This is a genomic window from Micromonospora sp. KC721, assembly GCF_004348355.1.
GTDB lineage: Bacteria > Actinomycetota > Actinomycetes > Mycobacteriales > Micromonosporaceae > Micromonospora.
The window spans coordinates 43,020-55,984 of record NZ_SMJY01000002.1 but is presented as its reverse complement, the minus strand read 5'-3'; the positions used below and the strand labels follow the sequence as shown (position 1 = coordinate 55,984).

The following is a 12,965-nucleotide window of genomic DNA, read 5'->3' as shown; positions in this document are numbered from 1 at the left end:
CGGCGGAAAGTGGGTGTTTCCTCTGCCGACACCGCCGGGCATCATTCCCTGCATGGCGGTGGACGCATGGCGGTGGACGGACGCCTGGATCTTCGTGTCACTGGTGATCGCGAGCGGGGCGGGACGGCATCGCCGCGCCGTCGACTCCCGGCGCCCTGAGGGCGTCCGGCTCGCGGACGTCCTCTCCACAGCGGACCACCTCAACCAGAGCATCCCCGAGCGGGAGGACGTCGAGACGGCGGTCCGCCGGCTGGTCGGCTCTGGGCTGGTCCGCGTCAGCGACGGCTGGTTCGAGATCACCCCGGACGGGGAGCGGCTCTGGCGGACCAGGCCGCGAGCCGGGTTCGGGACCACCGTGGACACCGTGCAGGGGGTGTTGGCCCGTCGGCACGGCACGCCCGGCAACGCCGAGTGGCACCTGCCCGAGGAGGAGCACGCCGCGGCGGTGCAGGAGTACCTGGTCCGGTCGATCCCCGCACCGCGCCGATCGCCCGAGGGCCGGTCCGGTCGCTGACCGCGGGGTCCCCGGCGCGTTTCTGCCCGCTCGCGGCCCGACGTGATCCACACCGCTCGCGGGACGGCCAGAAGATGGCCGGGCGAGGCGGTCGCGGCCGGTGCCCGGACAGGAAGGCCGGCGCTGGCCGGATGGGGTGGCGGCGTCAGCGCACGGGGTGGCCGGCGGCCCGCAGCTCGTCCTTGACCTCGCCCACGGTCAGCTCGCCGAAGTGGAAGACGCTGGCGGCGAGCACCGCGTCCGCGCCCGCACCGACAGCCGGCGGGAAGTGCCCGACCTCGCCGGCACCGCCGCTGGCGATCACCGGTACGTCGACCACCGCGCGAACCGCCTGGATCAGCGCCAGGTCGAACCCGGCCTTGGTGCCGTCGGCGTCCATCGAGTTCAACAGGATCTCTCCCGCGCCCAGTTCGGCGCCACGGGCGGCCCACTCGACGGCGTCCAGGCCGGTGCCACGCCGGCCGCCGTGCGTGGTGACCTCGAAGCCGCTCGCCGTGGTGCCCGCCGGTGCCCGCCGTACGTCCAGGGAGAGCACCAGCACCTGCCGGCCGAACCGGTCGGCGATCTCGGCGATCAGCTCCGGCCGGGCGATCGCGGCGGTGTTCACCCCGACCTTGTCGGCGCCGGCGCGCAACAGCGTGTCGACGTCGGCGACCTGCCGGACACCGCCGCCGACGGTGAGCGGGATGAAGACCGACTCCGCGGTGCGCCGGACCACGTCGAGGGTGGTGCCCCGGTCGCTGGCGGAGGCGGTGACGTCGAGGAAGGTCAGCTCGTCGGCGCCGGCCCGGTCGTACGCCGCGGCCAGCTCCACCGGGTCACCGGCGTCGCGCAGGTCGAGGAAGTTGACCCCCTTGACCACCCGACCGGCATCCACGTCCAGACACGGGATGACCCGTACCGCCACCGTCATGCCGTGAGCCTATCCAACCCGTACGCCCCGGCGGTCGACCCGACCGGGTCGACCGCCGGGAACGAGTTCGGGGTCACACCTGGACGAGCATCTTGCCCAGGTTCTCGCCGCGCAGCATGCCGAGGAACGCGTCGGGGGCGTTCTCGATGCCCTCGACGACCGTCTCGTCGTGCGAGATCCTACCCTCGCGCAGCCAACCGGCCACGTCCGCGACGAACGTGTCGCGCAGGTGGCCGTGGTCGCCGACCAGGAAGCCGCGCAGGGTGAGCCGCTTACCGATGACCAGCGCCAGGTTGCGCGGGGCGGCCGGCGGCTCGGTCGAGTTGTACTGCGCGATCATGCCGCAGATGGCGGCCCGGCCGTGCAGGTTCATCGCGCCGATCGCGGCTTCCAGGTGCTCGCCGCCGACGTTGTCGAAGTAGACGTCGATCCCGTCCGGCGCGGCGGCCCGCAGCAGGTCCCGCACCGGACCGTCGTGGTAGTCGAAGGCGGCGTCGAAACCGAGCGCGCGCAGCCGCTCGACCTTGGCCGGCGAGCCGGCGCTGCCGATCACCCGGGCGGCGCCGGAGAGCTTGGCGATCTGGCCGACCATGCTGCCCACCGCGCCGGCCGCGCCGGAGACGAAGACGGTGTCGCCCGGCTTCATGGCGGCCACGTCGAGCAGGCCGGCGTACGCGGTGAGGCCGGTCATGCCGAGCACGCCCAGGTAGGCGGTGAGCGGGGCGACGGTCGGGTCGACCGGGCGGGCGGCTCGGGCGTCGACCAGGGCGTACTCGCGCCAGCCCAGGCCGTGCAGGACGGTGTCGCCGACCGTGATGCCGTCGGCCTCGCTGGCTACCACCTCGCCGACCGCGCCGCCGTCGAGCGGGGCGTCGAGCGCGAACGGCGGCACGTACGACTCGACGTCGTTCATCCGGCCCCGCATGTACGGGTCGACCGACATGAACTGGTTGCGGACCAGGATCTGGCCCGGGCCGGGGGTCGGCACCTCGGTCTCGACGAGGCGGAAGTTGTCGGCGGTGGGCCAACCCTGTGGGCGGGAGGCCAGGTGGATCTCACGGTTGGTGCTCATGGGAGTTTCCCCTCTCGTACGCGGTCGTCGGCGGCGGGTGATGCTCAGGCCGACGCGACCTCGCGGACGGTGAGCGCGACGTCGATGTTGCCGCGCGTCGCGTTGGAGTACGGGCAGACCTGGTGGGCGGCCCCGACGAGTTGCTCGGCGGCGGCGCGGTCCAGGGCGGGCAGGTCGACCACGAGGGCGACGGTCAGCCCGAAGCCGCCGCTGCCGTTCGCGCCGATGCCCACCTCGGCCTCGACGACCGAGGCGGAGACGTCGGCCCGGGCCTTGCGGGCCACCGTGCGCAGCGCCGAGTGGAAGCAGGCGGCGTAACCGGCGGCGAAGAGCTGCTCGGGGTTGGCCGCCTCGCCCGCGCCGCCCATCTCCTTCGGAATCGCCAGGTCCAGGTCGAGCGTGCCGTCGGAGGTGCGGACGTGGCCGTTGCGGCCGTCACCGGTGGCGCGGGCGGAGGCGGTGTAGAGCACCTGCACGGATATCACTGCTCCTTCTGTCGGTGGATCGTCTCGGTGACCCGGTTGAGGCTGTCACGCAGGGCGACCAGCTCGGCCTGGGTGAGGCCGGTGGCGCGGGCGACCCGCGCGGGCACCTCGCCGATCCGCTGCCGCAGGGCCGCACCGTCGGCGGTCAGCCCCACCTCCACCCGCCGCTCGTCGCGCGCGGACCGGGACCGGACCACCAGGCCCGCGACTTCCAGCCGCTTGAGCAGCGGGGAGAGCGTGCCGGAGTCCAGCCGCAGCGCGGCGCCGAGTTCGGAGACCGTGGGGGCGTCGTCGCCGCGTTCCCAGAGCACCAGCAGCACCAGGTACTGCGGGTAGGTCAGGCCGAACTCGTCGAGGATGGGCCGGTAGACGTCGGTGAGGGCGCGGGACGCGGCATAGAGCGCGAAGCACACCTGTCGACGCAGCACCAGATCATCGGTCACCCCCGGAACGGTAGTACGCAATTAGATTGCGCACAACTTATCGGGGCGTGGTGTGGCCGCCCCCACCCGGAGAGCCGCCGGAGTCACCGGTCGCCGAGGTACGCCTCCAACTCCACCTCGACCAGCAGATCCGGATCGATCAGCCCGGCCACCACCAGCATCGTCGCTGCCGGACGGACCGCACCGAAGACCGCCTGGTGCGCCCGGCCCACCTCGTCGCAGTGGATCCGGTCGGTGACGTACAGCCGGGTCCGGACCACGTCGGCCGGCTCCGCGCCCACCTCGGCGAGCGCGGCCAGGCCGATCCGCAACGCCTGGGCGGTCTGCGCCGCGGCGTCCCCCACGTGCGCCACCCGGCCGTCCACCGTCGAGGTGCACCCGGCCGTCCAGGCCAGCGCGCCGGCCCGAACCACCCGCGAGTAGCCGTAGACGGCCTCCCAGGGGCCACCCGAACCCAGCCGGGTGACGACGGCGTCTGCTCCCGTCACCCCGCGGCCCGCAGCGTCGCCAGCGCCTCGGCGACGGTGAACGCCCCGGCGTAGAGCGCCTTGCCGGCGATCACACCCTCCACCCCCACCGGCTCCAGGGCGGCCAGCGCCCGCAGGTCGTCCAGGGTCGACACGCCACCGGAGGCGATCACCGGGGCGTCGGTGCGGGCGCAGACCTCGCGCAGCAGATCCAGGTTCGGCCCGCGCATGGTGCCGTCCTTGGTGATGTCGGTCACCACGTACCGGGACGCGCCGGCCTTGTCCAGCCGCTCCAGCACCTCCCAGAGGTCACCGCCGTCGCGGGTCCAACCCCGGGCCGACAGGGTACGACCCCGCACGTCCAGCCCGATCGCGACCCGGTCGCCGTACTCCCCGCAGATCCGGTCGCACCACTGCGGATCCTCCAGGGCGGCGGTGCCGATGTTGACCCGGGCGGCACCGGTGCCCAGCGCCGCGCTCAGCGACTCGTCGTCCCGGATGCCGCCGGAGAGCTCGACCTTCACGTCGAGCCGGCGGACCACCTCGGCGAGCAGGTGCGCGTTGGACCCCCGACCGAACGCGGCGTCGAGGTCCACCAGATGGATCCACTCGGCACCGTCGGCCTGCCAGGCCAGCGCGGCCTCCAGAGGATCGCCGTACGCGGTCTCGCTACCGGCGGCGCCCTGCACGAGCCGGACGGCCCGGCCGTCGGCGACGTCCACGGCGGGCAACAGGGTGAGGCTCAACTTCTCTTCTCCTCGGTCAGATCCGACGGTCCAGCGCGATCACCACGACCGCGGGCAGGACCAGCAGCAGCAGGACGACCAGCACCAGCCGGAGGGCCCGGTCGTCGACGAACATCCAGACACCGAGCAAGGCGGCCAGGCTCAGCCCGACGATGGCGGCCCGCTCCCCCCGGGTACGCCGGGCCAGCCGCCCGGTCCGGCCCCGCCGCCACTGCGGGGTGAGCCGACGGACCAGGGCCCGCCGACGTTCCCGGCGGGCCAGCCGACGCTGGCGCACCAGACGTTCCCGGGCGGCCCGCGCCTCCCGTTCGGCCCGCCGACGCGCCCGTTCCCTGCTCACCGGAGCACCGTCCGGCCGGCCGGCTCAGCCAACCGTGGCCAGCCAGTTACGCAGCAGCGCGGCCCCGGTGTCGGCGGACTTCTCCGGGTGGAACTGGGCCGCCGACAGTGGGCCCCGCTCCACGACGGCGACGAAGTCCGTCCCGTGGTGCGCCGTCGTCACCGTCGCGCCGGCCGCCACCAGGCCGGCCACGTCGGTCACCCCGTACGAGTGGACGAAGTAGAACCGCGCCTCGGCCGGCAGCCCGGCCAGCAGCACCGAGTCCGCCGGCGCGTCGACGGTGTTCCAGCCCATGTGCGGCAGCCGCGGGGCGGACAACTTCGTGACCCCGCCGGGCAGCAGACCCAGGCCCTTGGTGACCACCCCGTGCTCGTCGCCGTGGGCGAAGAGCACCTGCATCCCGACGCAGATGCCCAGCACCGGTCGGCCGGTGGCGACCCGCTCGGCGATCACCGGGCCCGCGCCGAGCGCCTCGATGCCCGCCATGCAGGCGGCGAAGGCACCGACGCCCGGCACCACCAGGCCGTCCGCCTCGGCGGCGGCGACCAGGTCGGCGGTGACGGTCACCCGCCCGCCGGCCCGCTCCAGCGCCCGCTCGGCCGACCGCAGGTTGCCCGAGCCGTAGTCGAGCACCACGATCCGCTTGCCCATCAGCCCTCCCCCGGCAGCAGCCAGAGCACCCCGGCGACGGTGGCCAGCGCGGCGAGCAGCCCGGTGACCACCACCGCGCCGCGCGGCGCGCCCTGCCGGATCAACGACCACGTCCCGCCGACCAGCACCCCGGCGAGGATCAGCAACAGCGTCGGCAGCACCCCGCCCATCAGCGCCGCCCTCCGGTCCCGGCCGCCACGCCGAGCCGCGCGCCCGTCACAGCGCCCCCTTCGTGCTGGGCACCACGCCCGCGTTGCGCGGGTCCAGCGCGGTGGCCTCCCGCAGCGCCCGGGAGACCGCCTTGAACTGGGCCTCCACCACGTGGTGGGCGTCCGGGTGGCCGCCCGGGCGGGCGGCACGCAGCACGTCCACGTGCAGGGTGATCCGGGCCGCCTGGCCGAAGGACTCCCAGATGTGCCGGGTCATGCTGGTCGGGTAGACCGGGCCGATGTACGGCGCCAGGGCCGGCTCGTCGTGCACCACGTACGGCCGGCCGGACAGGTCGACCGCCGCCCGGACCAGCACCTCGTCCATCGGGACGGTGGCCGAGCCGTAGCGCCGGATGCCGGCCTTGTCCCCCAGCGCCTGGTCGAACGCGGCGCCCAGGGCGAGCGCGGTGTCCTCCATCGTGTGGTGGGCGTCGATCTCCAGGTCACCGACGGTACGCACGGTGAGGTCGAACCCGCCGTGCCGGGCGATCTGGTGCAGCATGTGGTCGTAGAAGCCGACCCCGGTGCTGATCTCGGCCTTGCCGGCGCCGTCGAGGTCCAGCTCGACCAGGACGTTGGTCTCCTTGGTGATCCGCTCCACCCGGGCGGTGCGACTCATGGTCTGCCTTTCGGTCGCGACTGCGGGACCCGCGAGCTCACTGCTCGCGCTCCCACGAAAGCTTCTCCATTGCGGCGAGGAACGCGTCGGTCTCGGCGGGGGTGCCGGCGGTGACCCGCAGCCAGCCCGGCAGGCCGACGTCGCGGACCAGGACGCCCGCGTCGAGCAGGGTGCGCCAGGCGTCGGCCTGGTCGCCGCCGACCTCGAACAGCACGAAGTTGGCGTCGCTGTCGGCCACCCGGTGACCCCGGGCGCGCAGCTCGGTGACGATCCGGTCGCGCTGCGCCATGATCGCCTCGACGGTGCCGAGCAGCGCCTCGCGGTGCGCCAGCACCGCCCGGGCGGCGGCCTGGGTCAACGCCGAGAGATGGTACGGCAGCCGCACGAGCTGCACCGCCGCCACCACCGCCGGATCGGCGGCCAGGTAGCCCAGCCGCCCGCCGGCGAAGCCGAACGCCTTGCTCATGGTGCGGGTGACCACCAGCCGCGGGTGACCCGGCAGCATCGCCAGGGCGCTGGTCGTGCCCGGCCGGGCGAACTCGGCGTACGCCTCGTCCACGACCACCATGCCGGGCGCCACGTCGAGCACCGCGGCGACCACGGCCGGATCCAGCACGGTGCCGGTGGGGTTGTTCGGCGAGCAGAGGAACACCACGTCGGGCGCGTGCCGCCGGACCTGGTCGACCGCCTCGCCGGCGGTCAGCCCGTAGTCGACGCCACGGGCGGCCGGGATCCACCGGGTGCCGGTGCCCAGGGCCAGCAGCGGATGCATCGAGTACGCCGGGACGAAGCCGAGCGCGGCGCGCTCCGGACCACCGAACGCCTGGAGCAGCTGCTGCTGGATCTCGTTGGAGCCGTTGGCCGCCCAGACCTGGTCGACGGTGAGGCCGTGGCCCAGGTACCGGGCCAGGTCGGCGCGGAGCGCCACCGCGTCACGGTCGGGGTAGCGGTTAAGGTCGCGCAGCTCGGCGGCGAGGGCCCGGCCGATCGCGTCGACCGCCGGACCGGGCACCGGGTACGAGTTCTCGTTCGTGTTCAGCCGCACCGCGACGTCCAACTGCGGCGCCCCGTACGGCGTCAGGCCCCGCAGGTCGTCGCGGATCGGCAGCTCGTCGAGCGTGGTCACGACGTCTCCCCCGCGAACCGTACGCTGACCGCCTGACCGTGTGCCGGCAGGTCCTCCACCGTGGCCAGGGTGACCACGTGCGGGGCCACCTCGCGCAGCGCCTCCCGGGTGTACTCGACCAGGTGGACGCCGCGCAGGAACGACTGCACGGACAGCCCGGAGGAGTGCCGGGCGCAGCCGCCGGTGGGCAGTACGTGGTTGGAGCCGGCGCAGTAGTCGCCCAGCGACACCGGCGACCAGGCCCCCACGAAGATCGCCCCGGCGTTGCGGACCCGCAGTGCCCACTCGCGGGCGTTCTCGGTCTGGATCTCCAGGTGCTCGGCGGCGTACGCGTCGACCACCCGCAGCCCGGCGGTCAGGTCGTCGACCAGCACGACACCGCTCTGCTCGCCGCGCAGCGCGGTGCCCACCCGCTCGGCGTGCTTGGTGGCCGGCACCTGCCGGGCCAGCTCCGCGTCGACCGCGTCGGCCAGCGCCACCGACGGGGTGACCAGCACACTCGCGGCCAGCGGGTCGTGCTCGGCCTGGCTGATCAGGTCGGCGGCCACGTGCGCCGGGTCGGCGGTGTCGTCGGCCAGGATGGCGATCTCGGTCGGGCCGGCCTCGGCGTCGATGCCGACCACACCGCGCAGCAGCCGCTTGGCGGCGGTCACCCAGATGTTGCCCGGGCCGGTGATCAGGTCGACCGGGTCGCAGAACAGCGTGCCCTCGGGGTCGACCGCCGCGCCGTGGGCGAGCATCGCCACCGCCTGGGCGCCGCCGACGGCGTACACCTCGTCGACGCCGAGCAGCGCGCAGGCGGCGAGCACCCGCTGGTCGGGCAGGCCGCCGTTCTCCCGCTGCGGCGGGCTGACCACGACCAGCGAGCGGACCCCGGCCACCTGGGCCGGGACCACGTTCATCACCACGGTCGACGGGTACATCGCCAGGCCGCCGGGGACGTAGAGGCCGACCCGGTCGACCGGCAGCCACCGCTCGGTCACCGTGCCGCCCGGCACCACCTGCGTGGTGTGGTCGACGCGGCGCTGGTCGGCGTGCACCTTCCGGACCCGGGTGATCGACTCCAGCAGCGCGGCGCGCACCTGCGGGTCCAGCGTCCCCTCGGCCTCGGCGATCACCTCGGCGGGAACCCGCAGCACCTCGGGGCTGATCCCGTCGAACCGCTCGCTGGCCTCCCGGATCGCCGGGTACCCATGCTCGCGGACCGCCTCCACCAGGGGACGGATCCGCTCGACGGCCACGGAGACGTCGAGCTGGGCACGGGGCAGCAGGCGACGCGGGTCACGGGCCCCGCCGCGCAGGTCGATCCGATTCAACACCCCTGCGAGTCTAGGCGGGCGGACACGCAGGCGACCCGCACCGTCCGGACGGCGGGACGGTGAGCCGGGACACGCCGCCCGCGCGGACTCGGGCTACGCTCGGACGCGTGACCGCACGGCTGCCGGTGTTCCCACTCGCAACGGTGCTCTTTCCCGGTCTGGTGCTGCCGCTGCACATCTTCGAGGAGCGTTACCGGGCCCTGGTCCGCGACCTGCTCGGGCGGCCGCAGGGGGCGCCCCGCGAGTTCGGCGTGGTGGCGATCCGCCGCGGGTGGGAGGTCGCTCCGGGCGCGGGCCGGGCCGTGCCGGGCGGGGACGAGGTGGTGCTGCACGAGGTGGGCTGCACGGCCGAGCTGCGGCAGGTCACCGAGCTGGACGACGGCGGCTTCGAGATCGTCACGGTCGGGCGGCGACGCTTCCGCGTCGTCGACGTCGACCGGACCGCCGCGCCGTACCTGACCGCCGAGGTGGCGTGGCTGCCGGAGCCGGCGGGCGCCAACGAGGTGACCGAGTTGCTGGCGGCCCGGGTGATCGCGGTGTTCCGGCAGTACCTGGGGTTGGTCCGCCCCGGCGAACAGGAGGTTTCCGAGCAGTTGCCGGAGGACCCGACGGTGTTGTCCCACCTGGTGGCGGCGACCGCCGCGTTGACCGTGACGGACCGGCAACGGCTGCTGGCCATCGACGACACCGCCGCCCGGCTCCGCGCCGAGCTGCGGCTGCTCAACCGCGAGGCGGCTCTGCTGCGTCAGGTCCGGGCGGTTCCGGTGCCGCTGACGGAGCTGGCCGCTCCGCCGGCTCCCAACTGATCCCGCCCGCGGCGGGACCGGTGTCCGGGTCCGGCCACCCCAGGGTGGGGTCGGGCAGCGGATCGGGCTCCGGGCGCAGCGACGGCCACCGGGACCAACCGGCCAGCAGGGTGTACGTCACGGCGGCGGCGAACGCCGGCAGCAGCACGTTGCCGAAGGGCACCGGCAGCACGCCGAAGACCCACTCGATGCCGCCCGCGCGCAGGTCGGCGGGTTTGCTGAAGGCGGTGCCCTCCGGGGCAGCGGCGAGCAGCCGCTCGTAGTCGGCCAGCCCGATGCGCCGACCCAGTTGCCAGGCGACCAGCGCGGCCCCGAGCGCGCCGAGGGCGGCCACACCGAGCACGGCGGGCCCTCGGCGGCGGCGCAGCAGTACCCACAGCCCGATCGCGGCGAGCACCCCGAAGCCGAGTCCGAGCAGGCTGAACCAGCCGTCGGCGGCGATCGGCTGTTCCGGTTGCGGCTGGGCGTAGATCGCGCCGTCGGCGGTCTTGACCACCGGGGTGCCCGGGGCCACAGCGGCCCAGAGCAGACCGAGTGGCACCCCCAGGGCGGTCAGCCCGAACAGGGTCGCGGTGGCCACCACCACGCCGCGCCGGGGCGGCCCGACCGGCTGCGGGCCGCCGGTGTACGCCGGCCAGGACCGGGGGGCGGCGGCCGGCTCGTCGGGACGGTCGACGGGCCGCTGCGGTTCGGAGGTGTCCGGGCTCACCGGACGATCTTCTCAGGTGTGGCGGCGCGGCGGGGCGTCGGTGGCCCGGCACCCCTCAGCGGGCGAACGGCTCCAGCATCACCGCCGCAGCCCGCAGCCACGCCTGCCGGGTCTCGGGCTGAAGTTGGTGGTAGTCGATCGAGGAACCGGTCTCCAGCGCCGGGTCGTACGGCACCACGGCCACCGCCCGGGTCCGGGTGGCGAAGTGCCGTTCCAGGTCGGCCTGGAGACTGGTGCGGCCCGGCGTCGGGCAGGAGATCAGGGTCACCGCGTTGTCGGCCAACTCGCCCATGCCCACCTCGTGCAGCAGGTCCAGCATCCAGTCGGCGCTGAACGCGGCGTCCTCCCGGGGCACGGTGGTCACCACGAGTTGGTCGGCGGCGTTCATCACCGTCCGCCAGTTCGGGCTCTCCACGTTGTTGCCGGTGTCCACGCAGACCACGTCGTGGGTGCGGCGCAGCAGCTCCAGCACCCGCTTGACGGTGAACTGGTCCAGCCGCTGGGCGAACCGGGGGCTCTCCTCCCCGGCCAGCACGTCGTACGAGCCGTCGGACGCGTGCCGCAGGTAGTCGTCGAGGGCCGCCAGCAGCTCGGCGCCCTCGCGGATCTCGATGTGCGCCAGGTCGCTGATCAGGTGTCGGATCGTCCGGGCGTGCCGGGCACTGCCGGCACGCAGCCCGAGGGTGCCCCGCAGTTCGTTGTCGTCCCACGCCAGCACGCCCCGGCCGCGGACGCTGCCCACGGTGGCTGCGGCGAGCACGGTGGCGGTGGTCTTGTGCACCCCGCCCTTCGGGTTGGCGAACGCGAGCACCCGCGGGGTGCCCAGGTCGCGGCGGAGGACGGCGGCGGCCCGTTCCTGCTCGTCCTGCGGGGTCTGCGCCCGCCACTCGATCCGGGCCGGCTCGATCCGCGCCGGGTAGCCCCGGTCGGTCACCACCGCCGGCGGGTACGCCGCCGGCTGGTATGTCGGCTCGGGCTGGTAGGTGGGCTCGGGCTGGTAGGGCGGTTCCGGCTGATAGGCGGGCTGCGACGGGTAGGTCGGCGGCTGCGGGTACGCCGGCTCGGGCGGGGCGTAGCCGGGCCGGTAGCCCTCGTCGAGCAGCGGCGTGTAGCGGGACTCCACCGGCGGCGGCTCGTGCCGGTAGCCGTTGTCCAGCAGCGCGTACCGCGACTCGGCCGGCGGTTCCCCGTACCCGGCGGGGTCGGGCCGGTAGGCCGGGTCGGGCGGGTACGTCGGCTGCGGGTGGTCGGATTGGGCGTGGTAGGCCGGGTCGGCGCGGTATATCCCCTCCGGCCGGTAACCGGGTTCGGTACCGTACGCCGGCGGGGGCACGGCGGCCGAGCCCCGCCCCGCCCAGTCGTTGCCCTGCGCGCGCCGGGGCAGCGGCTCGCGCGGCGGCTCCTCCGCCCGGCGCTCGGGCTCCCCGTGCTCGGCGCCCCGGCCACCGAGGCGGGCACGGTCGAGCAGCGCCCGCCATCGCGGTGCCGCTTCGGCCGACCGACCCCAGCCGGTCTCGGTGCCGTCCAAGGCTCGCCCTCCCGCGCCATCGATCTCCGCCTGACAGGCTACGAACGAAACCCTATTCGGACCACACCTGTCCGTGCACATCCCCGTGCGGCATTCTTGCCACATTTCGGGCCAGGAAGCCGACCCGCTGCGAGTTTCAGGAGGTCACGGCCGGTTTGGGTACGGCACCACCGACGGGGAATGGTGGTGAGGAACTGATCACTGCCGGTGCCGCTTCCGACGAATCGCCCACCGGCGGGCCGGTCGGCACGAGTGCCGTGTCCGCCGGCGGGCGGGCCACGTCGTGCTGTTCGGGCAGTGGCGGGGTGAGCACCGTGCGCTCCAGCCGGCGTACCTCGGGCGCCGGGTCGACGCCGCGGACGCCGGGCCGGGCGGCCAGCGCCCGCAGCACGTCCGGTCCGCCGCGCACCAGCGCCGCGTAGACGCACCCGCACCCCACCCGGTACGCCGCCGCCTCCCGCGCGGCTACCTGCGCGCCGGTGTCGTACACCCGGCGCAGCTCGGCGTCGACGGCGTTCGCCGCCCGAACCCGCTGGTCGGCGGCCTCCCGGTCCTTCCGGTCGGCCAGCGTGGCCATACCGGAGACCACGTCCTGCGGGAGCCGGTACGCGGCCAACCGGACCACCTCGGTCTGCCGGTCCGGTAGCGGCACCCGGACGATGACCCGGGCGACCTCGACGCCGGCCAGCAGCGCCGGCAGCCTTCCCGGCGGCAGGTACGCGTCGAAGGAGACCAGGGCGTACGCCGCGCCCGGCGGCAGCGTGACCAGTTCCGCCTCGGCGGCCCGCAGGTACCCCGCAATCGCCTCGCCCTGCCGGACGCCGACCCGGGTGACCTCGCCGACGGTGCGGTCGCCGGCCGGCGCGGCGCGGCGGTCCAGCCCGGCGGCGGTGAGTAGCACCGCGCCGAGGCACAGCAGCGCCGCCCAACCCCACCAGCCGGGTCGGCTGCGGCGCGGTCGCTCGGCCGGTGGTGGTGGTGGTGGACCAGTCGGCGGCGCCAGCGGTGGCTCGGACAC

Annotated in this window: 17 protein-coding genes; 2 read left to right on the top strand and 15 right to left on the bottom strand. The window is 74.6% G+C overall.

The genetic code is table 11. The features are described 5' to 3' along the window. The first annotated feature begins 52 nt into the window (after positions 1-52). Positions 53-514 (top strand): hypothetical protein, encoded by a 462-nt coding sequence (locus E1182_RS00730; protein ID WP_132260639.1) that lies wholly within the window; start codon positions 53-55, stop codon positions 512-514. 145 nt (positions 515-659) lie between these two features. Here the strand turns inward: E1182_RS00730 and hisF are convergent, their stop codons facing one another. The 12 genes from hisF to hisD form a co-directional block, all read right to left on the bottom strand. After that, positions 660-1,427 carry an imidazole glycerol phosphate synthase subunit HisF gene (gene hisF, locus E1182_RS00725; protein ID WP_132260638.1) on the bottom strand — a complete coding sequence of 256 codons (768 nt, stop codon included), beginning with the start codon at positions 1,425-1,427 and terminating at the stop codon, positions 660-662. A gap of 73 nt (positions 1,428-1,500) precedes the next feature. Further along, on the bottom strand, positions 1,501-2,499 hold the full coding sequence (locus E1182_RS00720; protein ID WP_132260637.1) for an NADP-dependent oxidoreductase: 999 nt from the start codon (positions 2,497-2,499) through the stop codon (positions 1,501-1,503). Between the two features lie 44 nt (positions 2,500-2,543). Then, positions 2,544-2,975, bottom strand: a complete 432-nt coding sequence (locus tag E1182_RS00715; RefSeq protein ID WP_132260682.1) for an organic hydroperoxide resistance protein — start codon at positions 2,973-2,975, stop codon at positions 2,544-2,546. 5 nt (positions 2,976-2,980) lie between these two features. Beyond that, a complete protein-coding gene (locus tag E1182_RS00710; protein WP_132260636.1) occupies positions 2,981-3,427 on the bottom strand; it encodes a MarR family winged helix-turn-helix transcriptional regulator in 447 nt (148 codons plus the stop codon). Between the two features lie 83 nt (positions 3,428-3,510). After that, positions 3,511-3,915 (bottom strand): RidA family protein, encoded by a 405-nt coding sequence (locus tag E1182_RS00705; protein ID WP_132260635.1) that lies wholly within the window; start codon positions 3,913-3,915, stop codon positions 3,511-3,513. Then, the gene (gene priA, locus E1182_RS00700) at positions 3,912-4,640 is read right to left on the bottom strand and encodes a bifunctional 1-(5-phosphoribosyl)-5-((5-phosphoribosylamino)methylideneamino)imidazole-4-carboxamide isomerase/phosphoribosylanthranilate isomerase PriA (RefSeq protein WP_132260634.1); all 729 of its coding nucleotides are present in this window, start codon (positions 4,638-4,640) and stop codon (positions 3,912-3,914) included. Before priA ends, E1182_RS00705 begins: the two co-directional genes overlap by 4 nt. Before the next feature lie 16 nt (positions 4,641-4,656). Continuing rightward, entirely contained in the window at positions 4,657-4,980 is a 324-nt protein-coding gene (locus tag E1182_RS00695) for a hypothetical protein (RefSeq protein ID WP_132260633.1), read from the bottom strand. Positions 4,981-5,004: 24 nt separating this feature from the next. Continuing rightward, a complete protein-coding gene (gene hisH, locus E1182_RS00690) occupies positions 5,005-5,631 on the bottom strand; it encodes an imidazole glycerol phosphate synthase subunit HisH (RefSeq protein ID WP_132260632.1) in 627 nt (208 codons plus the stop codon). Then, entirely contained in the window at positions 5,631-5,801 is a 171-nt protein-coding gene (locus tag E1182_RS30810; RefSeq protein ID WP_165942457.1) for a hypothetical protein, read from the bottom strand. The genes hisH and E1182_RS30810 overlap by 1 nt, the downstream gene beginning before the upstream one ends. A 46-nt stretch (positions 5,802-5,847) precedes the next feature. Continuing rightward, on the bottom strand, positions 5,848-6,459 hold the full coding sequence (hisB, locus tag E1182_RS00685; protein WP_132260631.1) for an imidazoleglycerol-phosphate dehydratase HisB: 612 nt from the start codon (positions 6,457-6,459) through the stop codon (positions 5,848-5,850). A gap of 37 nt (positions 6,460-6,496) precedes the next feature. Continuing rightward, positions 6,497-7,585 carry a histidinol-phosphate transaminase gene (locus E1182_RS00680; RefSeq protein ID WP_132260630.1) on the bottom strand — a complete coding sequence of 363 codons (1,089 nt, stop codon included), beginning with the start codon at positions 7,583-7,585 and terminating at the stop codon, positions 6,497-6,499. Further along, positions 7,582-8,904 (bottom strand): histidinol dehydrogenase, encoded by a 1,323-nt coding sequence (hisD, locus tag E1182_RS00675; protein WP_132260629.1) that lies wholly within the window; start codon positions 8,902-8,904, stop codon positions 7,582-7,584. The genes E1182_RS00680 and hisD overlap by 4 nt, the downstream gene beginning before the upstream one ends. Before the next feature lie 107 nt (positions 8,905-9,011). Between hisD and E1182_RS00670 the strand changes: the two genes are divergently transcribed. Continuing rightward, a complete protein-coding gene (locus E1182_RS00670; protein ID WP_132260628.1) occupies positions 9,012-9,710 on the top strand; it encodes an LON peptidase substrate-binding domain-containing protein in 699 nt (232 codons plus the stop codon). On the opposite strand, the gene E1182_RS00665 is transcribed toward E1182_RS00670, so the two are convergent. The 3 genes from E1182_RS00665 to E1182_RS00655 all read right to left on the bottom strand — a co-directional run bounded on the left by E1182_RS00665 (position 9,625) and on the right by E1182_RS00655 (position 12,965). Further along, on the bottom strand, positions 9,625-10,419 hold the full coding sequence (locus tag E1182_RS00665) for a DUF2567 domain-containing protein (protein WP_132260627.1): 795 nt from the start codon (positions 10,417-10,419) through the stop codon (positions 9,625-9,627). The two genes, E1182_RS00670 and E1182_RS00665, sit on opposite strands and share 86 nt — an antisense overlap. Positions 10,420-10,474: 55 nt before the next feature. Next, on the bottom strand, positions 10,475-11,947 hold the full coding sequence (locus E1182_RS00660; RefSeq protein WP_132260626.1) for an AAA family ATPase: 1,473 nt from the start codon (positions 11,945-11,947) through the stop codon (positions 10,475-10,477). 136 nt (positions 11,948-12,083) lie between these two features. After that, the gene (locus E1182_RS00655) at positions 12,084-12,965 is read right to left on the bottom strand and encodes a hypothetical protein (RefSeq protein WP_207921199.1); all 882 of its coding nucleotides are present in this window, start codon (positions 12,963-12,965) and stop codon (positions 12,084-12,086) included.

Coding starts and splice junctions, on each gene's coding strand:
- hisB (WP_132260631.1), bottom strand. CDS start 6,459: ATGAGTCGCACCGCCCGGGTGGAGCGGATCACCAAGGAGACCAACGTC.
- E1182_RS00730 (WP_132260639.1), top strand. CDS start 53: ATGGCGGTGGACGCATGGCGGTGGACGGACGCCTGGATCTTCGTGTCA.
- E1182_RS30810 (WP_165942457.1), bottom strand. CDS start 5,801: ATGGGCGGGGTGCTGCCGACGCTGTTGCTGATCCTCGCCGGGGTGCTG.
- E1182_RS00720 (WP_132260637.1), bottom strand. CDS start 2,499: ATGAGCACCAACCGTGAGATCCACCTGGCCTCCCGCCCACAGGGTTGG.
- hisF (WP_132260638.1), bottom strand. CDS start 1,427: ATGACGGTGGCGGTACGGGTCATCCCGTGTCTGGACGTGGATGCCGGT.
- hisH (WP_132260632.1), bottom strand. CDS start 5,631: ATGGGCAAGCGGATCGTGGTGCTCGACTACGGCTCGGGCAACCTGCGG.